The organism is Streptomyces sp. NPDC059679 (assembly GCF_042734105.1).
Taxonomy (GTDB): Bacteria; Actinomycetota; Actinomycetes; order Streptomycetales; family Streptomycetaceae; genus Streptomyces.
In genome coordinates, this window is sequence record NZ_JBHWES010000021.1 from 113,103 (window position 1) to 138,796 (window position 25,694).

Here is a 25,694-nt window from a genome sequence, read left to right on the forward strand (position 1 = left end):
TCATTGTCCCCGATCAACCTGAGGCCAGGATTAGAGCGTCGCTGGGGACCTCGCTCTCACGGGTACCTAAAAAATGGAACCTACTTCGGCTCATGAGCAGGGGAGGACCAGATGACCAGCATCGCACCGGGCACCCAGACAGTAGATCCCCCGCGGCGGTCACGGGCGCTCGGCGTCCCCAGGTGACTCCCGCGCCCAACCCTCATCCTCGGAAACGCCGCGTTGCTGAGTCTCGCCGTGACGTTCGCGATCACGCCGGTCACCACGGTCACCGGCTGGCGATGGCACCAGATCCTGGCGCGGGACCTCGGATTGTGGACCTTCGCCCTCGCCGCCCTGGACCTGGTCCTCGCCGCCACGATGTCCACCGACGGCTGGCGCGCCGGGGTGGCCGGCCAGGCGTTCCTCGCCGCCGGTACCCTCGCCACCCTGTTGCTTGTCCCCCTCGCGATCACCTCCAGCCGGTGGTCGATGCGCCGGTTCGGCAGCGACTGGAAGCGACTGCACCGGCTCGTCCACGTCGTGCTGGCGCTCGTCACGCTCCACCTGCTCCTGCTGCCGGGTTGCCCCGAGGAATCCGGGCAGTTGATGGTGTTCGTCCCGTCCCTGCTGCTGCGGATCCCACCGGTGCGCCGCCGGGTGATCCAGGCCCGCGAATCCTTCCTCCGCTGGCGCGCCGGCGGACACCCGGAGGTCTGAGAGGGCGGAATCAGAGTACATAGGTTGTCGTCGCCTGAACGTGTGGCGGTGCGGCATCCCGGCCGGTTGGCGGCCATGGGCATGTTGGGCTGGGCACCGTGAGCGAGCGCAAGCCCTACAAGACCGATCTGTCCGACGAGCAGTGGTCGCTGGTCGAGCCGGTGATCGCTGTGTGGAAGGCCGCGCATCCCTCGGTCAGCGGCCATCGGGGCCGGTACGAGATGCGGGAGATCGTCAACGCGCTGCTCTACCAGGGCCGGACCGGTTGTCAGTGGGAGCTGCTCCCGCACGACTTTCCGCCGCCCGGCGCGGTGAAGTACTACTTCTACACCTGGCGTGACGACGGCATCGATCAGACCATTCACGATCTGCTGCGCTGGCAGGTGCGGGAAATGGCGCGTCGGAAGGCGGACCCGAGCCTGGTGGTGCTCGACGGCCAGAGCGTGCACGCGGCGGCCGGAGTGCCCGCTGAGTCGACGGGGCGTGATGCGGCAAAAAGTACCGGGCCGCAAGCGCGGCCTGGCCGTTGACGTTCTGGGGTTCGTGATCGCGGTGGTCGCGGCGCCCGCGTCGGCGCACGAGAACGCCGTCGGGATCGCGCTGCTGGACAAGGTCGCCGCCGGCACCGACGCCGTGGAGAAGGCCCTGGTCGACCAGGGCTTCAAGAACGCCGTCGTCGCGCACGGGGAGAAGGTGGGCATCGGGGTGGAGGTCGTGGAGCGCAATCCCGCGCAGACCGGGTTCGTTCCCCAGGCCAAGCGGTGGGTCGTGGAACGCGCCCATGGGATCTTGATGCTGCACCGCAGGCTGGTGCACGACTACGAGCATCTGCCCCGCAGTTCGGAGTCGCGGGTGTACTGGGCGATGACCGCGGTGATACTGCGTCGGCTGACCGGGGCGACCACACCGGCCTGGCGCACCGCATGACCGGCGGGGAGCTGACGCTCGGCGCGGTGCTGGCGCGGCTGGAGGAGCGGGAACGCGAGATCACCGCACAGGCCGAGACGATGCGGGAACAGGTCGCGCAGCTGACCGCACAGCTCGACGAACTCAGCCGGGCCGCCGAGGAAGTCCGGATCACCCGCAAGACACTGCTGGGGCTGCCCGACCCCGGGCCGCCCGCGCCGCCGGCACCGAAGCTGCCGGATCATCCGGCCTACCAGCAGATCATGGCGGTGTTCACCGCGGCCGACCACCCGCTGCGGGCCCGGCAGGTGTGCGAGGCCATGGACCTGGCGGTCGCGCCCAACAACATCAACAACGTCCGCCTCAAGCTCAAGCGGCTGGCCGGCCGCGGGATCCTGACCGAGACCGAGCCAGGCTTGTTCACCCAGCCTCGGCCGTAGCCGACCGACGTCGCCACGGCCTGCCCGCTCGTCCCGCACGAAACGAAGAATCGGACATAAAGCCTCATACCGCCCTCTGAGATGTGCGTCACATTCCTGGCTGGGGGTGCAATGCCTGTCTCCCTGGAGCTCTTGCACGAGCTGCCGACCGGTGTTCGCGATCCGTACGCGGACGCAGAGGATCGCTTGCTTGGCATCGTCGCGCGGCGACTCGCCGCTGACAATGGGGCCCCATTTGGACGCAGCGCGAGCTTGCCGCGATTCAGCCGCTCGGTGGGCAGCGCAGTCGGTCGTCCACGAGCTCGGCCGCGCCGTCTTCCTTGAGGTTTCGATGCGGTGGCCGATGCGTACAACCGGGGTGCCCTTGCCGGAAATCTCATCCGCCCTGATGCCGAAGGCAACCTGGCATTGCGGCTAACCCGATCCTGAGGTGCCTGCCAGCTCCGTCAGCCGGCGTTCGAGGAAGCGCCGTTCGGCGCCATCGTCGGTGAGCTCCCTGGCACGTCGGTATGCGTCACGCGCCTCCTCGATCCGGCCGAGACGTCGCAACAGTTCGCCCCTGGTCGAGTGCAGGTACCGGAAGTCGTCCAGGCCCAGTTGGTCGACGATGCGCAGGCCGGCCTCGGGGCCATCGGTCTCGCCGACGGCGATGGCGCGGTTGAGCTCCACGACCGGAGAGCCGGTCAGCCGGCCGAGCTCGCCGTACAGCGCCGCGATCTGCGCCCAGTCGCACGGCACCTCGGCATGCAGTGAGGCGATGGCAGCCTGCAGGACGTAGGGCCCGCGGCCGCCCAGGGCGAGCTCCCGGTCGAGCTCGGCGCGGCCACCGGCGATCTGGTCGGTGTTCCACCGGGAACGGTCCTGATCGCCGAGCAGCACGAGCTCCCCGTCGCGAAACCGCGCCTCGCGCCGGGAGTCGTGGAGGAGCATCGTCGCCAGCAGCCCGTGGACCTCCGGGTCGTCCGGAAGCAGCTCGGCGAGCGCACGTCCCAGCCAGATCGCCTCCGCCGCCAGCTCGTCCCGGCCGCCGTAGCCGTCGTTGAAGATCAGGTAGACGACCGCGAGGACGGCGTCGAGACGTTCCTGGAGCAGGTGGACCGGCGGCACGCGAAACGGGATCCCCGCAGCCTTGATCTTCCGTTTGGCCCGCACGAGCCGCTGCGCCATCGTGCGCTCCGGCACCAGAAAGGCGCGCGCGATCTCGTCGGTGGTGAGCCCTCCCAGAGTGCGCAAGGTGAGCGCAACCTGCGCCTCGGTCGCGAGCGCCGGATGGCAGCAGGTGAAGATGAGCTCCAGACGCTCATCCGGAAACGTGCTGATGTTCATCGGCGCCTCCGCACTTTCACCCGCGACAAGCAGGCTGTACTTGGCCGCGCGCGCCCCTTCGCGACGGATGTGATCCGTCGCGCGGTTGCGAGCCACCGTCATCAGCCAAGCACGCGGGTTCCTGGGGACACCGTCGCGCGGCCAGCGGTCGGCGGCCATGGCGAACGCCTCCTGCGCGGCTTCCTCGGCGAGGTCGAAGTCGCCGAGGAAGCCGATCAGAGTGGCCAGGACGCGGCCCCATTCCTCGCGGAAGACCTGGTCGAGCGTGGTTACCAAGACACTTCCGAGGGGCGGATCTCGACGGCGCCACCGTAACGTGCTGCGGGGACGCGGGCAGCCAACTCGATGGCCGCGTCGAGGTCGTCGGCCTCCAGGACGAAGAATCCGCCGAGGGCCTCCTTCATTCCGACGAACGGGCCGTCCGTGGTCAGGGTCTTGCCACTCTCGACCCGCACGGTGGTCGCAGTCTCGGGCTGGCCCAGCGGCGGCCCGGGGGTGACGCCCGGCGTCTGATTGATCCCGTGGTAGTCGGCGTAGACCTGCTTCTGCTCCTCCTCGGAGAGCGCGGCCTGCCGCTCCAGCGCGGTGCCCTGGTAGATCAGCACGACGTACTTCATCACTTGCTCCTCAGCCACTGCCGGATGGTTACGCACTAAGACGAACGACGAGCCAGGAAATCGACAGCTCGACTCCGGAAATCTTGAGCTCGTCACCACGACGCCCCGTCTGCGTCCCGTTTGGTGACCGCTGGGGACCGGCGACACAGCCTTGAGGGTCATATGTCCCGATTTTAAGGCGATTCTCGAACCCGACCAGCTGCACATCAGAACTACTCCGCCCCCGATCAATACCCGACCCCGCAATAAGCCGCAGACCCGCGGGCGGGGCGGAGATGATCGCCTTGGGGATGCCCAGCCGGTACAGAGCTTGTCCAGGGAGTCGACCAGGCGCTTGATGGCATTGCGGTCGAGTTGGTCCTCACGGCCGAAGGAGTGCAGCAGGCGCGGCACCGAGCGCGCGGCGACCGGGTCCCACTCGTTGTGGGCCAGGTGCAGGTAGCGCACGGTGCCGCTCTTGGCCTTCCGACCGCTGGTCTTCACATACATCGCTCTAGACCCCACCCAAGGAGCAGCGCTCGGCGCTCAGCATGAGGCGGCGGGTCATTGCGGCGAATCCCGGATCGCGCAGTGGGTGCACATAGTGTGCGTTTGGCCCGTCGAGGATTACTCATCTCGTGCATGGGCTGTGTTCGTGGGGCTGCCTAGTCTCATCAGGAACCCTATGAGCGCCGAGCGTATGTAAGGAATTCTGATACATGTCGAATCCCGTCCGTCAGGATTACCTACCACCGGAGCTTCAGCCCGACTCCCTCATCTCGGTGGGCGCCGATGAGATCAGCACGGATGTCCTGATCATCGGCTCCGGCATGGGTGGTTCCACTCTGGCCTGGGCGCTGAAGGACTCCGGCCTCGACGTACTCGTCGTGGAGCGGGGAAATTTCCTCCCGCGTGAGCCCGAGAACTCTCAGCCGACCGAGATGTACATCAAGGGCCGCTACAAGAACGCCGGGCATTGGTACGACGGCCGCACGGGCGAACCGTTCGCGCCGGGCGTCTACTACTGGGTGGGCGGAAACACGCGCTTCTACGGCGCCATGCTGCCCCGTTTCCGGCGCAGTGACTTCACCGAAGTCCAGCATCAGGAGGGGACCTCGCGCGCCTGGCCCTTCGGCTACGACGATCTCGAGCCCTTCTACGACACCATGGAGCGGCTGCTCCAGGTGCACGGGCAAACCGACGAGGACCCGACCGAGCCGCCGCACTCCAAGCCGTATCCCTACCCCGCGGTCGACCACGAGCCGGAGATCGAGAGATTCGCCCGGTCGCTGCGCGGGCAGGGCCTGCACCCCTTCCATACCCCGAACGCCCTGAACGTGAATACGCAGGCCGACCGTGCCGCCGTGACGACCGCCGACGGCTGTCCGGACGAGACCGGCATGAAGTCCGACGCCGAGAACAGGATTCTTCTTCCCGCGCTGCGCGACGGCGTCAAGATCCTCACGGGTGCGCAGATCACCCGCCTGCTCACCTCCCCGGACGGCCGGACGATCGTCGCCGCCGAGGCACGGCACGCCGGCCGTGTCGTCCGTATTCACGCGAAGACCTTCGCCGTCGCCGGTGGTGCGGTCAACTCCGCGGCGCTGCTGATCCGTTCGGCCAACGACGCGCACCCACAGGGCCTCGGCAACTCCTCGGGGCTGCTGGGCCGCAACTACATGGTCCACAACAGCACGTTCTTCGTCGGGGTCAACCCGCTGCGGACCAACCCTACGAAGTGGCAGAAGACGCTCGGCATCAACGACTGGTACGAAGCGGGCGCCGGAACGCCTTTCCCGCTTGGGAACCTCCAGATGCTGGGCAAGCTGCAGGCGCCCATGCTCAAGCCCGCCCGGCGGTGGGCGCCTACGTGGGCCCTGAAGTTCATGTCGGCCAGGAGCATCGACATCTACCTGACGACCGAGGATCTGCCCTCCCGTGACAACCGGGTACGGGTGGACGGCGACCGCATCCTCATCGACTGGACGCCGACCAACCTCGAACCGCACCACGAACTCGTGCGCCGGGTGACCGAGGCGGTCCGCAAGGCCGGCTATCCACTGATCTTCACCCAGCGCATGGGCATCGAGACCAACTCCCACATGTGCGGAACGGCCGTGGCGGGTCACGATCCGGCGGAGAGCGTCCTCGACCCCTCCTGCCGCAGCCACGACATCGAGAACCTGTGGGTGACCGACGCCTCGTTCTTCCCGTCCTCCGCGGCGCTCAACCCGGCGTTGACGATCGGCGCGAACGCGCTGCGTATCGCTCCCGCCCTCGCGAAGGCGACCAAGGGCTGAGCATCTCCGGCGGCCATGACAACTGCGACACCGCTCGCTCAGGTCCGTCGCAACGTCGGTTTACGCAGCAAGTCATGGCCGCGCACGGCCAGTTGCAGCCGCTGCTGGTTGTCGACCCGGGTGAGGTCGAGTCCGAGGATGTCGGACAGTTTGTCGAGGCGATGGTAGAGGGTCCGCCGCTGGACGAAGAGTTCGTCGGCGGCCCGTGCCTTGTTGCCGCCACAGTCGAGGAATGTGCGGAGAGTCGGAAGCAGGGGGTTCTTCACCAGGGCGTCGTGCTCCAGGAGCGGACCGAGCTCGTCCTCGACGTAGCGTCTGAGTTCCGGGCCTTCGGAGAGCGCGACCAGTAGACGCAGCGCGCCCAGATCGTCGAAGTGGCGCACCTCCGGAGCCGCGGCCGCCGCTGCCACGGAGGCCGCGCTGCGGCTCTGCCGCAGGGCCAGTGGCAGAGCCGCCGATTCCACGCGGCGGCTGATACCGGCCCGCACACCGTGATCGGTCAACACGGTCTGCACGGCGGCCACATCACCAGGTGCGGGCAGCCCGACGACAGCCATGTCGAAATCGCCGGTGTCGCCCACGATGGCGGTCCAGCCCGCGTCGTGCAGAAGACGGGCAAGGGTGTGGTCCTTGAAGGGCTCGCCGTCCCCGGCGCACGCCGTGACGACGATCAGGTCCCGCCCGCGCAGATCCTGCCCGAGTGCCAGACCGAGGCCGACGAATCTCTCTCCGGTGATGTCGCCGAGCAGCAGCCGGTTCAGCAGAGCGGTCTGGCGCTGGGACGCGCGAGCACCGCTCTCCCGCTCGCTCAGCAACGTGATGGCCAGTGCCGCGGCCGCCCGCTCCAGTGTCCGCAGTATGGCCGGACTGGGCTGCACTCCACCGTGCAGAAGGTGGAGCCAGCCCCATGACTCACCCCTCAGGATCACGGGCTGGCGGGCACAGGGCACGACCTCCCGAAACGAGGCGGCGGAGGCCGTGGGTACGTCGGGGCCGTGCGCGACGAGGGAGTGGTGACGTTCGTGAATGGCCCGGGAGTGGGCGCTCCACCCGTTCACGGCCTCGTCGGCCTCAGGAGTGGCGCCTCCGTAGGCGAGCATCTGGTGCGCCACGTCCTCCAGGACCACAGCATGCCCCGTGCGACGGGCCAGCTCCCTGACCACACCCACGTAGTCCTCGTCGGCCAGCAGCAGATCCATGAAGGCCTGACTGGTGGCCTCCTCGGCGATCAGCTGCTTCATGCGCATGCCGACCAGCACTTCATGGACCTGGGCCGAGGTCTCGACGAAGGGGATCTCGTCGGCCAGCCCCACCAGCGGTAGGCCGGCGGCTTCCGCCTCCTCGATGACGGCCTTGGGCATCGCGTCGAACATGCGGCCGGCCAGCTCGACGACCAGGACGGCCGCGTGCGCATCCGCGAGGCGCCTGATGAAGGCGCGCTGCTCGAGAGCCGTCTGCCCCATGCCGAGTCCGGCGGTCAGCAACATCTCCTGACCGGTGAGGAAGCGGTGGATGTCCGGGATCTCGCCGGTGTGCACCCAGCGAACGGGACGGTCCAGGTTCTTCTCCCCGGCGTACACACGCACCTCCGTGCGCGTGAACACCTCGAGCTCCAGAGCTGCGCGAACAGTAAGGACTTCAGCCATGATCAACCTCAGTGTGTGCAAGATCTGAGGCCAATATTGCACATCCTGTGCCTGTCGGTGCACCCCCTCGTTTACCCAGACTTCAGGTCAAGCCCGCAGGCACGACCACCTGCAAGGAGTGCAGAGTGTCATCAGTACGAAAGATCATTAAGGCTTCCGTCGCTGTCGAGGCGTCGCGGACCAGCCGTCCGGAAATCGTCGAAACCGTCGCCGATGTCATCGCCGACGTACGACAGAACGGCGATACCGCCGTGCGCCGGTGGTCGCAGAAGTTCGACGAGTGGAGCCCGGAATCCTTCCGGCTCAGTCCTGACCAGATCAATTCCGTGGTCTCCTCCGTCCCCGAGACGGTCCTCGACGACCTGCGCTTCGTCCAGCGGCAGGTCCGTGGGTTCGCCCAGGCGCAGCGGGACTCCCTCACCGACTTCGAGGTGGAGACGCTCCCCGGCGTGTTCCTGGGGCAGCGCAACATCCCCGTCGGCGCGGTCGGCGCGTATGTTCCCGGAGGCCGCTACCCCCTCACCGCGTCGGCCCATATGACCGTTCTGACGGCCAAGGTCACAGGCGTCGAAAGGGTCGCCGCCACCACCCCGCCCGACCGTGGCGCCCCGCCGCCCGTGAGTATCGCCGCGATGCACCTGGCCGGGGCCGACGAGATCTACGTGATGGGCGGTGTTCAGGCCGTCGCGGCCCTGGCGCTGGGCACCGAAACGATCGAAGCGGTCGACATGCTCGCCGGTCCCGGCAACGCCTACGTGGCGGAGGCCAAGCGCCAGCTCTTCGGCGAGGTCGGGATCGACCTGTTCGCCGGGCCGACGGAGGTGCTGATTGTCGCGGACGAGACCGCGGACCCGTTCGTGGTGGCGACCGACTTGTTGTCCCAGGCCGAGCACGGACCGGATTCCCCAGTGGTCCTGATCACGACATCGGAGGAGGTGGCCACGCGCACCATCTCCCACGTGGAGAAGCTGCTACCGGGCCTGCCCACCGGCGAGGTCGCCGGGCGGGCCTGGCGCGACCACGGCGAGGTGATCGTGGTCCCCACGCTCGACGCCGCCTACGCTCTCGCCGACGAGTACGCCAGCGAGCACGTCCAGATCCTCACGGCCGAGCCCCGCGAGGCTCTGCACCGGATGCGCAACTACGGCGCCCTGTTCCTCGGGGACAAGACGTGCGTCGCGTACGGCGACAAGGTCATCGGCACCAACCACGTCCTGCCCACCCTGGGAGCGGCCCGGTACACCGGCGGGCTCTGGGTCGGCAAGTACCTCAAGACGGTGACCTACCAGGAGATCAAGGACGCCACGTCCAGCGCCCAGCTCGGCGAGATCTGCGGCAGGGCCTCACGCATCGAGAACTTCGAAGGACACGCACGCTCGGGAGACGTTCGCGCGGCGCGCTACGGATCGGCCCAGCTGGACTGGACCGACCAGACCTTCGACTCCAGCCAGATCTGACCAGTGATGACAGATCAGGACTTACGCGGGCCCGTACGCACCGCGAGACAGCCGTTCGACAAGGAGCACCTTCCCTTAGCCCCACGGAGATCGTCATGTCAGCTACAGAGAACAAAGCGCAGGCGTCGAGAACCGCCGGCGTCAACCCCCCGGGCGGGACCACAGGTCCGGCCTCCTCGACCGAGGACGCGGAACTGCTCGCGGCGCTGGGCTATGAGCAGAAGTTCGACCGCAAGGTCAGCCTGTGGGCGAACTTCGCCCTCGGCTTCGTCTACCTCTCGCCCCTGGTGGGCGTCGTGGCCCTCTTTTCGCTCGGACTGTCCACCGCGGGCGGGCCGTCCATCTTCTGGATAGGCATCGTCGGCATCGGGCAGTTCCTGGTCGCCCTGGTCTTCGGCGAGGTCGTCTCGCAGTTCCCGCTCGCGGGCGGGCTCTACCAGTGGGTGCGCCGCTTGTGGAACGGCCGCTATGCCTGGTTCACCGCATGGACCTACATCTGTTGCATCACCATCGGCATCACCAGCACCGCGCTCTACAGCTCGGACTTCGTGGCCAGCCTCTTCGCCGGCACGGCCGACAACCCGGGCATCAGCTCCACCCCGGCCGAGCGCCTGTTCATCGCCATCGGCATGACGATCGTCTGTCTGATCTGCAACTGCTTCGGCACCCGGACCCTGGCCCTGATCTCGAAGATCGGTCTCGCCGCGGAGCTGATCGGCATCGTCCTCGTCGGCCTCTACCTCCTGATCTTCGAGCGGCACAACTCCGTCTCGATCTTCTTCGAGACCAGCAGCTCCAACCACAGCAACTACTTCTCGGCCTTCATCGCCGCCTCACTCGTCGGCCTCTTCCTCTTCTACGGCTTCGAAGCCTGCGGCGAGATCGCCGAGGAGGTCCCGAATCCCTCTCGCAGCATCCCGCGGGCGATGCAGCTGACGGTGGCGGTCGGCGGCGTGGCGGCACTCCTCGCGTTCGTCGGCTACGCGCTCGCCGCCCCCGACCTCGCCTCGATCCTCTCGGGCAAGGACTCCAATCCGATCCCGTCGATCCTGCAGAGCTCGATCGGCACCGTCGGCACCAAGCTGGTGCTCATGGTGACCCTCACCTCCTTCATCGCCGGTGTGATGAGCCAGCAGGCCGCCGCGAGCCGTATCGTCTTCTCCTTCGCCCGCGACGACATGTTCCCGGGCGCCCGCATCTTCTCGAAGATCTCCCGCGGGCACCGTGTCCCGATGAACGCGCTCCTGGCCGTCAACGTCGTTCCGCTGGTGATCTTCGTGTTCGTCTACTACTCGCCCGACTCCCTCAACAGGATCGCGGCCTTCCAGATGCTCGCCGGATACGCGGCCTTCATGATGGTCGTACTGGCCGCGTTGCGGATGCGGGTCAAGGGCTGGCGCCCCGCCGGAGCCTGGAGCCTGGGCCGCTGGGGATTCGTGGTCAACGTGGCGGCCCTGATCTACGGCATCCTCGGGATGGTGCTGCTGGCCTGGCCCACCGGCGACTCCGGAACCCCTCTCGTGGACCGCTGGATCGCGCTGATCGGCTTCCTCATCGTCTCGGCCGTGGGCCTCGCGTACCTGCTGACGGCCAAGCCGGAGGGAAAGTCCACTGCTCCGGAAGGCGATGCGCTGGAGGTGGCCGAGCGCCTGCGCAACCGCGCCGCACTCCTCGAAACCTCGACCGGAGGTAACTGAGCATGACCCGCGTTCTGTACCTGTACGGAGGCTGGCCTGGGCACAAGCCCTACCAGGTCGCCGAGGAATGGGCCCTCCCGATCTTCAAGAACCTGGGCTTCGACGTCGACGAGACCAACGACATCTTCGCCCTCGACGCCGATCTCAGCGCCTACGACCTCATCGCACTGAACTGGAACAACGCCCTGCTGTCCGAGGGGCTGACCGCAGCCCAGGAGACGAGTCTCCTCGCAGCGGTGGAAGCCGGCACCGGGATCGCCGCCTGGCACGGCGCGGCCGCCGCGTTCCGGATGAGCCTCAAGTACCACTGGCTGATCGGGGGCAGCTTCCTCGAGCACCCTGCCGGTGAAGGCGTGAAGTACCCCTACCAGGTCACCATCACGGACACCGACCATCCGATCACCGCGGGAGTTCAGGACTTCCGGGTCGCCTCCGAGCAGTACTACATGTCGGTTGACCCCAACAACCACGTGCTGGCGGAGAGCACCTTCACCGGCGAGCACCTGCCGTGGCTGGAGGGCAAGACCATCCCTCAGGCATGGACACGGACCTGGGGACGGGGCCGGATCTTCTACAGCGCGGTCGGACACGACCTCGACGACCTGCAGAACCCGGACGTGACCCGGCTGTGCGCCCAGGGTTTCGCCTGGGCCGCCCGCCGGGCCGCATGACCACACCAACCGCACCGAGCTGAGTGGGAGCAACCATCATGCCTGTCCTCACCGGAGGCCAGATCGTCGCGCGGACCCTGCGCAATTACGGAGTCGACGTCGTCGCCGGCATCCCCGGCCACGGCATCTGGTCGCTGACCGACGCCTTCCTCGACGAAGAATCCAAGATCCCCTTCATCCAGACCTTCCACGAGCAGAGCGCCGTCCACCTCGCGGACGGCTACTACCGCGTCACCGGCCGCCCGCAGGCCGCGGTGACCTCCATCGGCGCCGGCGCCAGCAACACCGTCATCGGCATGGGCACCGCCTTCACCGACTCCACCAGCGTCCTCGTCATCACCGGCGGCCCGCCCACCCACATGCGCGGCCACGGCCTGCTCCAGGAACTCGACCGCTACACGGCCAACGACTTCCCCAAGGTGGCCGAAGCCGTCAGCAAACGGCACTGGGTGGTCACCCGCGTCGAGGAGCTTCCCTTCGTCCTGCACCGCTGTTTCAACTCCATGCTGACCGGCCGTCCGGGCCCGGTGCACCTCGAAGTCCCGATGGACGTACAGGCCGAGGCCGCGCACGTCGAGCTCCACGACCTCGAACGGCGCATCCCCGTCGGCCGCCAGCACCCCGACCCGGAGGCCGTGGAACGCGCTGTCGACGTGCTGCGCGCGGCCACCCGGCCGGTCATCGTGGTCGGCGGCGGTGCGATCACCTCCGAGGCGTCCGACCAGGTCCTCGCTCTCGCCGAGCGGTGGAAGATCCCGGTCGTCACCACATGGAACGGGAAGAGTGCTTTCCCCGAGGACCACGAACTGTTCGCGGGCAGCGTCGGCCAGACCGGCACGATCGTCGGCAACGCCATCGCCGGCTCCGCCGACGTCGTCGTCTCCGTCGGCTGTCGCTTCACCGACTGGTCCGCCTCCAGCTACGCCAAGGGCGTCACCTTCTCCATCCCGCCCGCGAAGCTGATCCACATCGACATCGACCCGCACGAGATCGGCAAGAACTACCCGGCCGAGGTCGGCATCGTCGCGGACGCGCAACGGGCGGTCGCCGCGATCGTGGACTCGCTGCCCGCGAAGGGCGTGGACCGCTCCGAGTACCTGGCCGAACTCGCCGCGCTCAAGGAGCAGTGGGAGGAGAAGCTGGCCGGCCGCCGCGACAGCGACCGCTTCCCGTTCACCTCGCAGCGCCCGCTGGGCGCCCTGCGCTCCGTCCTCCCGCGCGATGCGATCATCGTTGCCGGTTCGGGCAACACCCAGGGCGCGGTCAAGCAGACCTTCCCGGTCTACTCGCCGCGCACGCACCTCACCTCCGGCGGCTTCTCGTCCATGGGCTGGGCCGTACCGGCCGCCATTGGCGCGAAACTGGCCCGGCCGGAGAGCCCCGTGGTGTGCGTGCTCGGCGACGGCGACTTCCTCATGACTGCCCAGGAGATCGCCCTGAGCGTCACCGCCGGAGCGCCGGTGGTCTTCGTCGTCCAGAACAACGCGGGTTACATGTCCATCCGCGGCGGCCAGCGCAAGCAGACCTCACGGCACATCGGCGTCGAGTTCTCCCGTCCCGACGGCTCACCGTACAGTCCCGACTTCGCCGCCATGGGCCGGTCCTTCGGGATCGAGTCGTGGAAGGTCAACGACGCCGAGTCCCTGGAGCCGACCCTGCACAAGGCCGTCCAGTCGGGGGAGCCCGCCCTGGTCGAGGTACCGACGGACCGCGACGCCGCCGGCCCCTGGGTGCCCGGCTGGTGGGACTTCCCGGTGCCGGCGTACATCACGGACGAGCGGCAGGACGAGTACCAGCGGACCAGGGCCACGGAACAGCACCTCTGAGAGGGCGTTTGATGTAGGTGAATTACCCCTTAAATGCTGGCAGTCCCTCGCCAGGCGGGTATGGTCTCGTCCGTTACCCGCTTGGCGAGGTTGTCGATCGAAGCGATGTGGATCATGGCTTCGCAGCTGGCATTGAGGTCGGGCACGTCGGGGTTGCCCCACCGGTGGCGTCGCGCTTGAACCAGATGTTCGGGGAGGCGAGGAAGCGGTGCCAGGCCACCTCCGTGCCTCGGCTCAGCGAGAACCACGATCACCACACGAAGGATGCGTCGATCCTGATCATCGCGCGAGGCGAAGTACGCGGCCTTGTCGTGGGGCACGCCGACGAGAGCGCCCCCGCAGCCCCCGCAGAGTCCTGATCGCGAGGCCGACGCATAGCTCGTACGGCAGCCAGTGCCCGATGACCGGCAGTACCCAGCCCGCCTGGAAGAGCGACACCGACGACACCCCACCGGTTCATCCGGGTGTGGCCGAGGAACTCCCTGGCCACCGTGGGCGTGCGGCTCTTTCCCGTCGTCCGTGCGGGTGCCTGCGGGCACGTCCTGTGCAGGAGAAGGCCTTCCTGACGTTCAGCCCTTGCGGGTTTGATCTCCTCGGTGAGCCGCGGGACGACGTCCGTGAAGTTCTTCGCGCGGTTGACGCCACGGCCGCCGGAGACCACGATCGCGGCCTCGGTCAGCTCCGGGCGGTGAAGGATGTCTTTATTGTCGTACGGTCGTTGACCTGCGGCTTTGCGGTCGTCTGCATGTGGGCATGATCAATGATTGTGGGTCTGCGACTGCTCTACCTGATCTTCTCTCGACTACTGGGCTGCTTACTCTTGCTGGGCCGGTCGACCGCCGCGAACCATGCTGAGATCCTCGTGCTTCGTCATGAGGTCGCTGTGCTTCGCCGGCAGGTCGAGCGGCCGCGGTTTTCGTGGGCTGATCGCGCCGTGCTCTCCGCTCTCGCGCGGCACCTGCCATCCGCCTTGCGCCGCTATCGGCTGGTCACCCCGGGCACGCTGCTGACCTGGCACCGGCGTCTGGTGCGCTGGAAGTGGCGCCAGATGGCGGTCGGCCCCGGTCGGCCACCGTTGCCGGAAGAGACGGTCGCGCTCATCCAGCGCTTGGCGCGAGAGAACCCGACCTGGGGGTACGTCAGAGCCGCGGACATCTCCTGCTCGTGATTTCCGGCGCGTCACACTCGCGAACTCCGCCCGAGCTGGACGTCGGCCCGCGCGTTCCGCTCCCCGGCGGGTCGGGCCGCGAACGCGATACGGCGGTGCGCCCGGCGGAGCGCGTGGCGGGCCAGGTAAGGGTGGACGCGGTGTGCCATCGCGAAGTAGAGCCGACCGCGCGTGTTGTGTCGCCGTACCGCGGTGGCCAGCGTCACTGAGTGGTCGTCGCACAGCACCGAGGCGCGGAAGTCCAGGTGGGACGCGTCCTCGCCGAGCATCAGCTCGTGGTCGTCGGCGCCCCGTTCAGGGAGGGGAAGGATGTGCTGCGAGGTCCGCGGGTCGCGGGGCATGCCAAGGGTGAGCGGCATGCGCCAGGCGTCGGTGAAGTCGGGTTACTCGAAAGCGCCGTGGAGCAGCCGGGCGTTCGCCGGGACCGGTACCTCGGTCGGCCGGGCGGCCCTCGCCCGCTGGGAGGATTTGTCCACCGAGCGGATCACCCAGGCCATGGAGGCCGCCCAGCCCGACCCCGCCGCCCGGCTCGGCGCGCTCCTGCGCGGGGCGACCGCCTCGGCCGCCGAGGGCCACCTGGAGGTGCGGCTGCTCGCCGCCGCCGACCACCCCGAGGTCGCGGCGGCGCTCGCCCGCATCACCGAGCGCCGGGTCGGCTACCTCGCCCACCTCTTCGAACTGCTCGGCTTCCCGCCGCCCGAGGCCCGTCGGCGCGGAGTACTCGCCTGCCTTGGCCGGCTCAAGCCCTGGCCGGCTCAGGGCATGGCCCCGGACACACCCGCTCCACCTCGCCGGGGGCGGCGGGCGGTGATAGGTTCAAACACTTTGCATGTTCGAAAGTGGCCTTACGAACATCTTGCATGTTCAATTGTGGCTGGTGTTCAATCGCGGCATGAGCAACGCAGACCGTCTCCGGCTGATCGCCCAGGCCGTCAAGGAGTCGGGCAGTGCCACGGTCCAGGAACTCGCCGAGCTGACCGGCGCCTCCGACATGACGATCCGACGCGACCTCGACACACTGTCCGCGCAAGGCGTCCTCGAACGCGTCCGCGGCGGGGCGCGCACCCTACTGCTCAGGGGGGAGGAGCCGCCCTTCGCACTACGCGCCCACGAGGCCCTCGACGCCAAGCGCCGGATCGCGGCCGAGGTGTCCTCGCTCATCGCCGACGGCGAGACCGTCGTCCTCGACAGCGGCACCACCTGCCTGGAGGTCGCCCGCCTGCTGTGTGGACGGCAGGTCACCGTGATGCCCCTGTCCTTGCAGGCAATTCACGTACTCGGCGGCTCTCCGAGCCCGACCACCCTGATGGTGCCGGGCGGACGGCCCCGCGCCGCCGAAGGCGCCCTGACCGGCTCCCTCGCCCTCGCCTCCCTTACGGCGCTGCGCTTCGACACCGCGGTCCTCGGCTGCTGCGGCTTGAGCGCGGCCGAGGGCCTGACCGCCTACGACCTCGACGACGCGGCGGTGAAGAAGGCGATCATCGCCTCCACGCGCCGTGTCATCGCTGCCGCCGACGCGAGCAAGCTCGGCCGCACCGCCCACGCCCACGTCGGCCCCTCCGCGCTCCTGCACACCCTCGTCACCGACACGACGGCGCCCGCCGATGAGGTGGCCGGGCTGGAAGAGGGCGGCACTGTCGTCAAAACCGTCTGACGAGGCCACCGCGCGGGGCGCACCGCACCGCGAACCGAGTAAGGACTTGCCCAACATGACCACCACCATCACGCAGGACGCTCACGCCGTCCTGCTGCCCGCGGTCGACGGATTCACCATCCCCGACTCCTTGGCCTCACTGCTCGCCTCCGGCACCCGCTCCGTGATCATCGGAGAGTCCCGCGCCGAGTACGTAGCCCGTGCCATGACCGAGGAGCGGCAGACAACCGAGACCCCGCAGCAGTTCATCGACTTCACCACACGGCTGCGCGTCATCGCCGGCGCGAGCGTGCTCGTCGCCGTCGACCAGGAGCCCTGGGGGACCAAGCGGCTGCACCGTCTCGTCCCCGGCCTGCCCGACTTCGGACCGGACACCGACCCGGCGGACGTGGAGCGTTCCGCCCACGAACTGGGCCGTGCCGCCCTGCGACTGGGCGTCAACACCTTCTTGTCCCCTGTGTGCGACCGCCTGACGGGAGACAACCCCTGGCTGCGGGGGCGCACCCTGGACCTCCCTCCGGCCCGTATCGGAGAACTGGCGGCAGCCTTCGTCACCGGCGTGCAGCGCGCAGGTGTCACAGCCGTCACCAAGCACTTCCCCGGCTTTCCAGAGGTCACCGCGGATCCTGCTCTGGACGTGGCACACGTTCCCGAAGGTTGCTGGACCGAAAGCGCCCTCATCCCCTTCGCCGCCTGCGTCCGGGCCGGCACACGAGCCGTCATGATGGGCCCGGCCCCCGTCGCCGGGCTCGACGGCGACGAAGCCGCCCTCGCTTCCTCCGCCACAGTCGCGCTCCTTCGGGACCTGGGCTTCGACGGCCTGATCGTCAGCGACGACCTCGATGCCCCCGCCACCCTCCGGGGGCGCACCGCCCCCCGGACCGCGGTGGCCGCCATCCGCGCCGGTGTGCACCTTCTGCTCGCGCCCGAGGACGGACACCTCGGCGACGTCGCCGCCGCCCTGATCGAGACCGCCGAAGGCGACACCGCCTTCGCCCACACCCTTCACAGCGCGGCCGAACGCGTCCGCGCCCTGGCCGGCCGGCAGCGTTCGGCGAGGTGACCGACCCGTGGCACGCCCCCGGCGGTTCAGCCGCCCTTGGTCGCCCGCGCGAGAGCAGGGGCGACGCGCAGCGCGTTCGCCCCGATCGTCAGGGCCGGATTGAGCGGCGCGGAGGACGGGAAGAACGAGGAGTCGGTCACTCAGAGGTTTTCGACGTCGTGGCTGCGGCAGAACGGATCGAGGACGCTTTGTGCCGGGTCATGACCTGCCACGGCCGTTCCGCACATATGGGAGTTGGTCTCGATGCCCATGCGCTGAGTGAAGATCAGCGGATAGCCCGCCTTGCGGACCGTCCTGGTCACCCGAGCATTCCCCGTGCGATGCAGCTGACCATGGCCGTCGGCGGAGTGGCGGCGCTCCTCGCGTTCGTCGGCTACGCACTCGCCGCCCCGGACCTCGCCTCCATCCTCTCGGGCGCGGACTCCAACCCGATCCCGGCGATCCTGCAGAGCTCGCTCGGCACCGTGGGCACGAAGCTGCTGCTCCTGGTCGCCCTCACCTCCTTCACCACCGGTGTGATGAGTCAGCAGGCCGCCGCGAGCCGGATCACCTTCTCCTTCGCCCGCGACAACATGTTCCCCGGCGCCCTGCGGGTGCCGATAAATCATCCACGCAGGTCGGGAGCCTGATCACGGATCTTCGGCTCTCCTTGTCATTCGCCCAAGTGCCTTCACCCGCAAAGGGCCGGGGCGGCATCATGATCTGTCGTGCTGCTGCGCCTGGCCTACCTCGCCGCGACCAACGCCCTGGCGTTCCTGCGCCTCCTGCCGATGAGCGACAGAGACAAGGACATCGAGATCCTCGTACTCCGGCAGCAGCTGCTGGTCCTGCGGCGTCAGGTCGGCAAGCCGGGCTTCACCGACAGCGACCGTGCCGTCCTCGCCGGCCTGCTGCACCACCTCCCCAAAGACAGACGGCGGCACCATCTGCTGCTGGTCCGCCCCGAGACCATCTTGCACTGGCATCGTGAACTGCTCAGGCGGCGCCATGCCGCAACCTGCGTACCCAGGCGACGCGGTCACCGCCTCCACGGTCTGGGAGATCCTCCGCGAGCACGGCATCCCACCCGCACCCGAACGGCAGAGCACCACCTGGGCCGACTTCCTCCGCAGCCAGGCCAAGGCCATTCTCGCCTGCGACCTGTTCGAAGTCCGCACGCTGACGGGGGCACGCCTGTACGTCTTTGCGGTCATCGAGCACTCCACCCGTCGCATCCGGGTCCTCGGCGCCACGGCACACCCCACTGCGGAGTGGATCGTGCAGCTCGGGCGCAACCTCCTCATGGACCTCGATGACGCAGACAGCAGGGTGAAGTTCCTGATCCGAGACCGCGACTCGAAGTTCACAGCCGCCTTCGACGCCCTGATGGCCGATGCCGGTCTCAAGATCGTCACCACCGGCATTCGGATACCCCGGATGAATTCACTTATGGAGCGCTGGATACAGGCCTGCCGCAGGGAACTCCTGGACCGGACCTTGATCTGGAACCAGAGCCACCTCCTCCACGCCCTGCGCGAGTACGAATCCCTCTACAACGAACACCGCCCACACAGAGCCCTGGAACAAGCCGCCCCCTGCCGCCCACTACCCGAACCCATCACCCAACAAGCCCAACTCGCCCACCAGGAAGTCAGCCGACGAGACCGACTCGGCGGAACCCTCCACGAATACCAGCACGCCGCCTGAGCTGCGCGGATGATTTATCGGCACGCGCAATGCCCTCGGGCTCGTCCTGTTGTCGGCGTACCAACTCCTCGCCGGCACGGATGCGCCGGACGAGCCGGGCGGTGTCCGCCCGTGCGGCAGAAGTCAGTCGGTCCAGTTCGCTAGCCGAGTATCCGCCTTCGGGACTGGTCGTGGGCCCGGGCAGGCGCCTTGCGAACGCGTTCCGAGCCTCCGTGGGGATCTGGTCGCGGATCTTCTCCTGCCCGAACAACACGTGCAGTTCCGCCATGTCCTTCTGTCGTGTGCCCGCCGCAGAGTTCGTGCGGGTATGGAAGGCGTTGACGTGATAGCGCGTGAGTTGCGCCGGCATCACGGGCTGAGGGTCGAGCGAGGCCAGGAAATGCGTCCATCGCCGCAGGGGCAACCACCTGTTCTGGGCTCCAGAGAGAGTGCGAAGTCCGCCGCCAGGGCCGGTCCGCATCGCGAATGCCTCGGCGAGGAGAGGGTGCCACCCGGGCAGCGGCAGCTTGCCGACATCGAACGTGCACCGTCGGCCGTCCTCACCGTGGAAGTCGACGACGAGTCCCCCTGATGCGCCTTCGTGAACGAGCGATGGGGCCTCGTAAGCCGTGGTCGGCAGAGCTGACCGGCGGCCCGGTCCGGTGCTGCCCCGGCCCCGGCGGGTTACCACGTCGTCTCCTTCTCCCCAGGCAGGTCCCGCGGGGGCTTCTCGTCGCCCAGGGCCGCAGCCGGGGTGTCGCGGGGGTCCTCCCAGGTGTCGGGAACCAGGGCCATGCGGGTCTCCATCTCCAATTCCTGCAGAGCGTGCAGATAGATCAAGGTCGACAGCTGCGAGGCGTGTCCGAGTCTGCGACGGACCCAGTCCATGGGGTCACCGAAGATCCGCTGGTAGTGCAGGCGTTGGGCCGGGTTCATGTCGCCGAGTGCGGCGATGTGGCCACGCTGAAGCTGTTCGAGGGTAATGACAGCAAATGTGTGTCTTAGCAGGTGGGCGTGGGCATGAAGGTCCAGGCCCTGTTCCTCGCAGCGGCGGTTGGCGTCGGTGAACATGTCCTTCCAGGTCGACAAGGACAGCGGCATCCCTCTCTCGCCGAGCCAGAACATCGCGGGCTCCAAACCGTGTTCGGTGTCGATCAGCAGCCGCTGACGCTCGCGCGGGCCAAGGAGCCGGACGTCGACCTTCTCGCCGCGGTTGATGCCGCTCGTGACTGAGCCAGGTGCGGCCTCTTCGAATCGAAGATCACAATCGGTCGGCGGATCTTCCGGTAGCGGCCTGCATCGCGGGCCTCCTCGATGACCCACCGACGGTCCTCGGCCGCGTAGGCCGTCAAGTCCCGCCGAACCGAGGCCGGCTCATAGACCCAGCGTGCTGAGTCCCGTTTCGCGATCGCCTTGGGCAGCCAGGACTTGCTGTAGCCGGCCGGGGCGGGACCGATCGGCACTTCCGTGGTCAGACGACTGGCCTGCTCTTCCAACCGCAGGCCGGTGCGGACGGTGGAGTCGGTGAAGGTGCCGTTGCGTGGCGCCCACCGACCGCGGAAGTTGTCCCGGGGCAGGCCCTCGCGGTCGTAGCCGAGGACTCCCACGTCCCGCCATCGTCGGTAAGGCGGGGCGGGCAGCCACTCGATGACCTCGCCACCAGTGTCGTGGGCGTAGGTGGCTGGCACTGTCTCCGGCGTGTGGTCCGGCTTCGAGCGCCGCCTGCGTCCCTTCTTCGTCCTTCCCGTCGCGTCGGGGCCGCTGCGGGATCGGCACCTCCGGCACCAACAACTTCTTCTTCGCGTATACGTAGAACTGCTGGACGTGGGAGACCTCCTGGCTCCACGTGTCGCCGTCGACTCGCGGCCCGCGGGGTATCAAGACGCCGACAGTAGTGGTGGGCCGTGTGATCGGCCTCGGTCGCGTCCCGCCAGTCCTTCCCGCCACGGCTCTGATGCAGGAAGTTCAGCTTCCGGCAGAGGGCCGACGCCCGGTTGATCTGACTGTTCAGCGGGCCCTCCAGTAGGTTCACCCGATGGAAGTACGAGTTCAGGTCCGCGTCGTAGACGAAGCGCGGCGACAACAGGTACGGCGTGCCGTCAGGAACGCCCAGGTCGTCGAGCCACAACTGCCACTCTTCTGGGGAAAGTTGCAGGTGCCAGGGCTGCGGCTCAGGCTGCGGCAGGGTCCCGCGAGTTGTAGTGGACTGACCAGGCTCGATGCCTCAACACCTGCGGACCGTACAGCTACTTGGTCACTGACCGAGCGTGCACAAGCCGCGGGCGTGGAGGTGTTGCCGGTGACCACCCAGGGCTGACAGATATATTTCGTAGCTCGATATATGCTCGATGCATGACCAGACAGAATCCGCCCTTGACGGAACCGCAGTACTTCATCCTTGCTGCACTCATGGATGGTCCGTTGCACGGTTACGGCATCATCAAGGCTGCCGAGCAGGCCACCGACGGGCGGCTCCGGATCGCTGTCGGCACTCTCTACGGCGCGCTGGAGCGGATGGAGCGGGCCGGGCTGGTGGCCGCCGGCCATGAGGAGATCGTGGACGGGCGGGCGCGGCGCTACTACCGGCTCACCGAGGACGGCACCGAGGCGCTCGGCCGGGAGGCGCTGCGGATGCAGCAGGCGGCGGCCGTCGTCATCGGACACTCGCGGGATGCCGGAGCAGCCCCGGCATGAATCGCCTGCTGCTTGCGGCCTATCCCGAGCCCTACCGTTCCCGGCAGGGAGAGGAGGTGCTGGCCTGCCTGGCCGAGGCGTATCCCGGCCGCTCCTGGCCCCCGCCGCGGGAAGTTGCCGCCTTGGTGCGCGCCGGGGTGCAGGCCCGTGCCCGCGCCGTCGTCGACGACACGGCCCGGCCGTGGTGGTTGGACGGCATCCATCTGGCCGCCCTGACCGTCGCCGCGCTGGCGCTGGTTCCGTACTTGCAGGACGTGTGGCACTGGGCACTGCACATCGACCCCGGACAGCACGCCATCGCCTTCCGCTTCTCCGGCTGGTACCCGTGGGCCGAAGGGCCCACGCGGATACGGCTGCTGCCCTACGGGCTGCTCCCGCTGGGCTGCCTGATCGCTCTGCTGCGTGGCAGACCGTGGATCGCGCTGCCGGCCGCGGCAGCCATGATCTGGGCCGGCGCCACGTCCCACGGCCGCACCGTCTTCGGCGACGAGGGCAAGGCGGGCCTGGGCTACTACGGTCTTGGCGCCCCGATAACGGCCCGTGACCTGGTGCTCTCGGGGGCACTGTGCGCCGCGTGCGCCGTGCTGGCGCTCTGCCGTCCCAGCCGTCTGCGACGCCGCTCGTACCGCTGGCTGGCCCCCGTCGTGCTCGCCATGTTCGTGGCCGGGGGCCTGCACATCATCTCCGTCAGTCCGGCCTTCCAACGCGGCTTGTTCGTCCTCGAAGTCGCGGCGCTGATCGCCGCGTGGGTGGCGACGGCCGCCACCGGCGACTACCGGTGGCTGATCCCCGTCGCGGCGGTCGCGTTCATCCGCACGCAGGCGATCGTCGTCCAGCCGGACGCGTTCATGCAGTCCTTTCCGGACCTGGTCGTCCTCCTTCTCCTGATCGCACCCCTCCCGGTCCTGGCGATCACCGCCCAGCGCCGGGAGAACCGGGCGCTCGCCGAATAGGAGCGGACCCCCGGTGGGCCGACCGAGCCCGGCGGCTCACGTCGTGCCGCAAGACGTGCATGACCGAACTCCCCCCAACGGAAGAAACAGAACGATGACTCAGCACGATTCCCCGTCCCTACCCGCGCACCGTCCGGGGGCCTCAAGGCAGACCCCCGACGACCCCAGCCCGTCGCGTACGACACGGCCGTGGATGCCGGCTCTGCTGTACACCCTGGGGTTCCTGACGGTCTACCTGCTCGCCATCTGCACCCCGTGGGGGCAACGAGCTGAGAACCCCTGGTTTTATCTCGGTAAACAGGGCGGCGAAGAAGCATGGATCTACCCCCTGTCAGGAGCGGCCTACGGCTCGACGCCCCTGCCGCCGCTGGAATTGAGTGCCAAGCCCACCCTGATGGCGGGCCTGGCCGTCATCGTGGTCCTCACCCTGGTGCGGCGGTGCTGGCGGCAGGGGTGCGCGGCGCTCGGGGTCGTCATTCTCACGGCCGGAGGCAACGATGTGCTCAAATCGACCATCCTGCCCCGCCCCGATCTGGTGGGCGCGCCCGAGAATCTCCTTGATCAGGGTTTCCCCAGCGGGCACTCGGCCATCCCCGCCGCGCTGACCCTCGCCGCCGTCCTCGTGGTTTCCCCCCGCATCCGCCCCTACGTCGCCACGGCCGGTGTGCTGTGGCTCGCCTGCATCGCCGCCGCCAGCGCGACCATGGGCGGCCACCGGCCCAGCGAAGTGCTGGGAGCCACACTGTTGGCCTGTGCCTGTTACGGCCTCGCGACCTGGCTGCTGCCGCCAGCCGCCGCGCCAGGCGCCACGCGGAGCTCCCGTGCGCTGCCCGTCATCACCCTGACGCTGGCACTGGCCGTCGCCCTCGTTTCCGGCGCACGGAACGACACCCTCACAAGGTCACTGGTCTCCGCGGCGACGGCCTTCATATGTGCGACCCTGGTCTGGTACGCCGCAGTCGGGCGGCCCGCACACACCGCACGCCGCACACGCCCCGCACTGGACTGACCACCCGGCCGGCTCCGGGCGGGAACCGGCGCATCCTGGCAAAGCGGCGGTCCGACGCCACCGCCCAGTCGTAGAAGCCGTCGACGCCCGAGCGGGGATGCACTCCCGCCCTGTGTGTCGTCCCGTACTCCGGTCAACAAGCCGGTGTCGCCCGGCGCGGCAACCGGGCGGCACCGGACGGCCAGAATGATCACGTGGCTGAACGCGTGCGGGTCCGGGAGATCGATGACGACGAGGGCAGGCGGTTGCCGCGGATCATCCGCAGAGGCACCGGTTCCGTGGTGACCTGGCGGCGGGCCCAGATGGTGCTGTTATCGGCGCAGGGCATGCCCGTTGCGAAGATCGCCGAGGTGACGTTCACCAGTGTGGACCGGATCCGGGACGTGATCCACAACTTCAATACCGACGGCTTCGACTCGCTCTACCCCAAGTACAAAGGCGGCCGGCCCAAGACCTTCACCCTCCCGGAACGCCGGGAGATCAAGAAGATCGTCAAGTCCAAGCCTGCCGAGCACGGCCTGCCGTTCTCGACCTGGAGCCTGGCCAAGCTGGCCGACTTCCTGGTCGCCGAGGGGGTGGTCGACGACATCAGCCACGAGGGCCTACGGCTCCTCCTCCGCGAGGAGGGCGTCTCGTTTCAACGCATAAAGACCTGGAAAACCTCACGCGACCCGGACTACGCGCGTACCGCTTCAGAATTGCTGCACGCTCTCCGACCTGAGGCGATGCCTGTAGGGCCGATCCGGCACCATCGGAGGTTGTGCTTGTACGAGTGGTCTACCTGATCGCCACGCGGATCTTCACGTGGCTGGTTCTGCTGTCCCGAACCTCCGTGGCCAAGGAGGCCGAGATACTGATCTTGCGGCACGAGGTCGCGGTCCTGCGTCGGCAGGTCGCCGCTCCCAAGCCCACATGGCCCGACCGGGCGCTGCCCGCCGCCCTGGCCCGGCTCCTGCCGCGGGCGTTGCGCCAGCATCGCATCGTCTCCCCGCGCACCCTCCTGGCCTGGCACCAGCGTCTGATCAAGGACAAGTGGAGGCAACCCGCCTCGCCGGGACGCCCGCCTATGCCCGAGGAACTGCGCGACCTGATCATCCGGCTCGGCGCCGAGAACCCACGATGGGGCTTCCGGCGAGTCCACGGCGAACTCCGTCGCCTGGGACACAGCGTCAGTCAGGCCAGCGTCCGCCGGACCCTGCGTGCCGCTGGCCTTGGCCCAGCCCCGCGGCGGCATCCGGTGCGCGGCGAATGGGCCGCCTTCCTCAAGGCCCAGGCCCATGGCCTGCTTGCTACCGATCTCTTCCACGTCGACACCATCAGCCTGCGGCGGCTGTACGTTCTGTTCGTTATGGAGGTACGCACCCGCACGGTGCATATCCTGGGTGTCACCGCCCACCCCACCGCCGTCTGGGCCACGTAGCAGGCTCGACAGCTCATATGGCAACTCGGCCAGCATGCTGGCGACTTCACCCACCGGATCCGTGACCGGGACGCGAAAATCACCGCAGCTTTCGACGCCGTCTTCGCCAGCGAGGACATCACCGTGACCAAGATCCCTCCGCGGAGCCCCAACTGCAACCCGCACGCCGAGCGGTTCGTGCGCTCGGTCCGCGAAGAATGCACCGACCGGCTCCTGATCTTTGATCGGGGCCATGCCGAGAAGATCCTCCACGACTACGCGAGGCACTTCAATACTCATCGGCCGCACCAGGGCCGGAACCAGCTCGCGCCTCTCGACGACCCCAATGTCATCCCGCTGCCCGCAGCTCGGATCCAGCGCCGACAAGCCGTCGCGGGCCTCATCAATCAGTACCACCGAGCAGGCTGATCACCCGGCAAAGCCACAGCTCACGGGATGTGCAGAGAATCTGAATCGATACGGGGCCCGCCTCCACCGATCGGCGTGCTGTCGTTCGAGACTTTA

Annotated in this window: 24 protein-coding genes and 6 pseudogenes; 19 read left to right on the top strand and 11 right to left on the bottom strand. The window is 68.2% G+C overall.

Features of this window, described 5'->3' with window-relative positions; translation table 11 throughout:
* Positions 1-222: 222 nt before the first annotated feature.
* The 3 genes and pseudogenes from ACFV2X_RS23195 (at position 223) to ACFV2X_RS23205 (ending at position 2,045) form a co-directional block, all read left to right on the top strand.
* A complete protein-coding gene (locus tag ACFV2X_RS23195) occupies positions 223-699 on the top strand; it encodes a ferric reductase-like transmembrane domain-containing protein (protein WP_385619415.1) in 477 nt (158 codons plus the stop codon).
* A gap of 98 nt (positions 700-797) precedes the next feature.
* Positions 798-1,626 (top strand): annotated as a pseudogene (locus tag ACFV2X_RS23200) (IS5 family transposase).
* Positions 1,623-2,045, top strand: a complete 423-nt coding sequence (locus ACFV2X_RS23205; protein WP_385619417.1) for a hypothetical protein — start codon at positions 1,623-1,625, stop codon at positions 2,043-2,045. The pseudogene ACFV2X_RS23200 and the gene ACFV2X_RS23205 overlap by 4 nt, the downstream one beginning before the upstream one ends.
* 414 nt (positions 2,046-2,459) lie before the next feature.
* Here the strand turns inward: ACFV2X_RS23205 and ACFV2X_RS23210 are convergent, their stop codons facing one another.
* Positions 2,460-3,647 carry an RNA polymerase sigma factor gene (locus tag ACFV2X_RS23210; protein WP_385619420.1) on the bottom strand — a complete coding sequence of 396 codons (1,188 nt, stop codon included), beginning with the start codon at positions 3,645-3,647 and terminating at the stop codon, positions 2,460-2,462.
* On the bottom strand, positions 3,641-4,006 hold the full coding sequence (locus ACFV2X_RS23215; RefSeq protein ID WP_385619422.1) for a YciI family protein: 366 nt from the start codon (positions 4,004-4,006) through the stop codon (positions 3,641-3,643). The genes ACFV2X_RS23210 and ACFV2X_RS23215 overlap by 7 nt, the downstream gene beginning before the upstream one ends.
* A 680-nt stretch (positions 4,007-4,686) precedes the next feature.
* On the opposite strand from ACFV2X_RS23215, the gene ACFV2X_RS23220 reads away from it, so the two are divergent.
* A complete protein-coding gene (locus tag ACFV2X_RS23220) occupies positions 4,687-6,267 on the top strand; it encodes a GMC oxidoreductase (RefSeq protein ID WP_385619425.1) in 1,581 nt (526 codons plus the stop codon).
* A 38-nt stretch (positions 6,268-6,305) separates the two neighbouring features.
* Here ACFV2X_RS23220 and ACFV2X_RS23225 read toward each other — a convergent pair whose 3' ends face one another.
* Positions 6,306-7,871 (bottom strand): PucR family transcriptional regulator, encoded by a 1,566-nt coding sequence (locus ACFV2X_RS23225; protein ID WP_385619427.1) that lies wholly within the window; start codon positions 7,869-7,871, stop codon positions 6,306-6,308.
* Positions 7,872-8,038: 167 nt separating this feature from the next.
* On the opposite strand from ACFV2X_RS23225, the gene hisD reads away from it, so the two are divergent.
* The 4 genes from hisD to ACFV2X_RS23245 all read left to right on the top strand — a co-directional run bounded on the left by hisD (position 8,039) and on the right by ACFV2X_RS23245 (position 13,564).
* Positions 8,039-9,370 (top strand): histidinol dehydrogenase, encoded by a 1,332-nt coding sequence (hisD, locus tag ACFV2X_RS23230; protein ID WP_385619430.1) that lies wholly within the window; start codon positions 8,039-8,041, stop codon positions 9,368-9,370.
* Positions 9,371-9,465: 95 nt separating this feature from the next.
* The gene (locus tag ACFV2X_RS23235) at positions 9,466-11,067 is read left to right on the top strand and encodes an APC family permease (RefSeq protein ID WP_385619432.1); all 1,602 of its coding nucleotides are present in this window, start codon (positions 9,466-9,468) and stop codon (positions 11,065-11,067) included.
* A gap of 2 nt (positions 11,068-11,069) precedes the next feature.
* Entirely contained in the window at positions 11,070-11,738 is a 669-nt protein-coding gene (locus ACFV2X_RS23240) for a ThuA domain-containing protein (protein WP_385619434.1), read from the top strand.
* Positions 11,739-11,776: 38 nt separating this feature from the next.
* Positions 11,777-13,564: a thiamine pyrophosphate-binding protein gene (locus tag ACFV2X_RS23245; RefSeq protein WP_385619437.1), complete on the top strand. Its 1,788-nt coding sequence runs from the start codon at positions 11,777-11,779 to the stop codon at positions 13,562-13,564.
* 29 nt (positions 13,565-13,593) lie between these two features.
* Here ACFV2X_RS23245 and ACFV2X_RS23250 read toward each other — a convergent pair.
* Positions 13,594-13,695 (bottom strand): annotated as a pseudogene (locus ACFV2X_RS23250) (IS5/IS1182 family transposase); the annotation flags it as partial.
* 26 nt (positions 13,696-13,721) lie between these two features.
* Positions 13,722-14,109: pseudogene (locus tag ACFV2X_RS23255) on the bottom strand (Fe-S oxidoreductase); the annotation flags it as partial.
* Between the two features lie 215 nt (positions 14,110-14,324).
* Here ACFV2X_RS23255 and ACFV2X_RS23260 point away from each other — a divergent pair.
* Positions 14,325-14,708 (top strand): annotated as a pseudogene (locus tag ACFV2X_RS23260) (integrase); the annotation flags it as partial.
* Between the two features lie 35 nt (positions 14,709-14,743).
* Here ACFV2X_RS23260 and ACFV2X_RS23265 read toward each other — a convergent pair.
* Positions 14,744-15,091 carry a DUF2867 domain-containing protein gene (locus ACFV2X_RS23265; RefSeq protein ID WP_385619440.1) on the bottom strand — a complete coding sequence of 116 codons (348 nt, stop codon included), beginning with the start codon at positions 15,089-15,091 and terminating at the stop codon, positions 14,744-14,746.
* Between the two features lie 24 nt (positions 15,092-15,115).
* On the bottom strand, positions 15,116-15,373 hold the full coding sequence (locus ACFV2X_RS23270; protein ID WP_385619443.1) for a hypothetical protein: 258 nt from the start codon (positions 15,371-15,373) through the stop codon (positions 15,116-15,118).
* A 251-nt stretch (positions 15,374-15,624) separates the two neighbouring features.
* Between ACFV2X_RS23270 and ACFV2X_RS23275 the strand changes: the two genes are divergently transcribed.
* Entirely contained in the window at positions 15,625-16,386 is a 762-nt protein-coding gene (locus ACFV2X_RS23275; RefSeq protein ID WP_385619444.1) for a DeoR/GlpR family DNA-binding transcription regulator, read from the top strand.
* Positions 16,387-16,441: 55 nt separating this feature from the next.
* Entirely contained in the window at positions 16,442-17,449 is a 1,008-nt protein-coding gene (locus tag ACFV2X_RS23280) for a glycoside hydrolase family 3 N-terminal domain-containing protein (RefSeq protein ID WP_385619446.1), read from the top strand.
* A 140-nt stretch (positions 17,450-17,589) separates the two neighbouring features.
* Here ACFV2X_RS23280 and ACFV2X_RS23285 read toward each other — a convergent pair whose 3' ends face one another.
* Complete coding sequence (locus ACFV2X_RS23285) at positions 17,590-17,751, bottom strand: GMC oxidoreductase (RefSeq protein WP_385619449.1); 162 nt, start codon at positions 17,749-17,751, stop codon at positions 17,590-17,592.
* A gap of 18 nt (positions 17,752-17,769) precedes the next feature.
* On the opposite strand from ACFV2X_RS23285, the gene ACFV2X_RS23290 reads away from it, so the two are divergent.
* Positions 17,770-18,078 (top strand): hypothetical protein, encoded by a 309-nt coding sequence (locus ACFV2X_RS23290; RefSeq protein WP_385619451.1) that lies wholly within the window; start codon positions 17,770-17,772, stop codon positions 18,076-18,078.
* Between the two features lie 66 nt (positions 18,079-18,144).
* On the opposite strand, the gene ACFV2X_RS23295 is transcribed toward ACFV2X_RS23290, so the two are convergent.
* Positions 18,145-18,438, bottom strand: coding sequence for a hypothetical protein (locus ACFV2X_RS23295; protein ID WP_385619522.1), 294 nt, complete (start codon positions 18,436-18,438; stop codon positions 18,145-18,147).
* Here ACFV2X_RS23295 and ACFV2X_RS23300 point away from each other — a divergent pair.
* A pseudogene (locus ACFV2X_RS23300) lies at positions 18,379-19,135 on the top strand (integrase core domain-containing protein). The gene ACFV2X_RS23295 and the pseudogene ACFV2X_RS23300 overlap by 60 nt on opposite strands.
* Before the next feature lie 663 nt (positions 19,136-19,798).
* On the opposite strand, the gene ACFV2X_RS23305 reads toward ACFV2X_RS23300, so the two are convergent.
* The gene (locus tag ACFV2X_RS23305) at positions 19,799-20,239 is read right to left on the bottom strand and encodes a hypothetical protein (RefSeq protein WP_385619453.1); all 441 of its coding nucleotides are present in this window, start codon (positions 20,237-20,239) and stop codon (positions 19,799-19,801) included.
* A 29-nt stretch (positions 20,240-20,268) separates the two neighbouring features.
* A complete protein-coding gene (locus ACFV2X_RS23310; protein WP_385619455.1) occupies positions 20,269-20,802 on the bottom strand; it encodes a hypothetical protein in 534 nt (177 codons plus the stop codon).
* A 664-nt stretch (positions 20,803-21,466) separates the two neighbouring features.
* Between ACFV2X_RS23310 and ACFV2X_RS23315 the strand changes: the two genes are divergently transcribed.
* From ACFV2X_RS23315 to ACFV2X_RS23340, 6 genes and pseudogenes are all read left to right on the top strand, one after another.
* The gene (locus ACFV2X_RS23315) at positions 21,467-21,808 is read left to right on the top strand and encodes a PadR family transcriptional regulator (RefSeq protein ID WP_063731093.1); all 342 of its coding nucleotides are present in this window, start codon (positions 21,467-21,469) and stop codon (positions 21,806-21,808) included.
* Positions 21,805-22,761 (top strand): hypothetical protein, encoded by a 957-nt coding sequence (locus ACFV2X_RS23320; RefSeq protein ID WP_385619458.1) that lies wholly within the window; start codon positions 21,805-21,807, stop codon positions 22,759-22,761. Before ACFV2X_RS23315 ends, ACFV2X_RS23320 begins: the two co-directional genes overlap by 4 nt.
* A 94-nt stretch (positions 22,762-22,855) precedes the next feature.
* Positions 22,856-23,770 (top strand): phosphatase PAP2 family protein, encoded by a 915-nt coding sequence (locus tag ACFV2X_RS23325; RefSeq protein ID WP_385619460.1) that lies wholly within the window; start codon positions 22,856-22,858, stop codon positions 23,768-23,770.
* Between the two features lie 194 nt (positions 23,771-23,964).
* Positions 23,965-24,477: pseudogene (locus ACFV2X_RS23330) on the top strand (transposase); the annotation flags it as partial.
* Positions 24,478-24,530: 53 nt separating this feature from the next.
* Positions 24,531-25,190, top strand: a complete 660-nt coding sequence (locus ACFV2X_RS23335; protein ID WP_385619462.1) for an IS3 family transposase — start codon at positions 24,531-24,533, stop codon at positions 25,188-25,190.
* 123 nt (positions 25,191-25,313) lie between these two features.
* Positions 25,314-25,598 carry an integrase core domain-containing protein gene (locus ACFV2X_RS23340; protein WP_385619465.1) on the top strand — a complete coding sequence of 95 codons (285 nt, stop codon included), beginning with the start codon at positions 25,314-25,316 and terminating at the stop codon, positions 25,596-25,598.
* Positions 25,599-25,694 lie beyond the last annotated feature (96 nt).

Excerpts from the sequence above, each read along its gene's own strand:
- ACFV2X_RS23315 (WP_063731093.1), top strand. The coding sequence starts at position 21,467 with ATGACCAGACAGAATCCGCCCTTGACGGAACCGCAGTACTTCATCCTT.
- ACFV2X_RS23320 (WP_385619458.1), top strand. The coding sequence starts at position 21,805 with ATGAATCGCCTGCTGCTTGCGGCCTATCCCGAGCCCTACCGTTCCCGG.
- ACFV2X_RS23305 (WP_385619453.1), bottom strand. The coding sequence starts at position 20,239 with ATGTTCTGGCTCGGCGAGAGAGGGATGCCGCTGTCCTTGTCGACCTGG.
- ACFV2X_RS23325 (WP_385619460.1), top strand. The coding sequence starts at position 22,856 with ATGACTCAGCACGATTCCCCGTCCCTACCCGCGCACCGTCCGGGGGCC.
- ACFV2X_RS23265 (WP_385619440.1), bottom strand. The coding sequence starts at position 15,091 with ATGCCGCTCACCCTTGGCATGCCCCGCGACCCGCGGACCTCGCAGCAC.
- ACFV2X_RS23290 (WP_385619451.1), top strand. The coding sequence starts at position 17,770 with ATGCAGCTGACCATGGCCGTCGGCGGAGTGGCGGCGCTCCTCGCGTTC.
- ACFV2X_RS23235 (WP_385619432.1), top strand. The coding sequence starts at position 9,466 with ATGTCAGCTACAGAGAACAAAGCGCAGGCGTCGAGAACCGCCGGCGTC.
- ACFV2X_RS23240 (WP_385619434.1), top strand. The coding sequence starts at position 11,070 with ATGACCCGCGTTCTGTACCTGTACGGAGGCTGGCCTGGGCACAAGCCC.
- ACFV2X_RS23220 (WP_385619425.1), top strand. The coding sequence starts at position 4,687 with ATGTCGAATCCCGTCCGTCAGGATTACCTACCACCGGAGCTTCAGCCC.
- ACFV2X_RS23275 (WP_385619444.1), top strand. The coding sequence starts at position 15,625 with ATGAGCAACGCAGACCGTCTCCGGCTGATCGCCCAGGCCGTCAAGGAG.
- ACFV2X_RS23295 (WP_385619522.1), bottom strand. The coding sequence starts at position 18,438 with ATGGCGCCGCCTGAGCAGTTCACGATGCCAGTGCAAGATGGTCTCGGG.
- ACFV2X_RS23205 (WP_385619417.1), top strand. The coding sequence starts at position 1,623 with ATGACCGGCGGGGAGCTGACGCTCGGCGCGGTGCTGGCGCGGCTGGAG.
- ACFV2X_RS23245 (WP_385619437.1), top strand. The coding sequence starts at position 11,777 with ATGCCTGTCCTCACCGGAGGCCAGATCGTCGCGCGGACCCTGCGCAAT.
- ACFV2X_RS23280 (WP_385619446.1), top strand. The coding sequence starts at position 16,442 with ATGACCACCACCATCACGCAGGACGCTCACGCCGTCCTGCTGCCCGCG.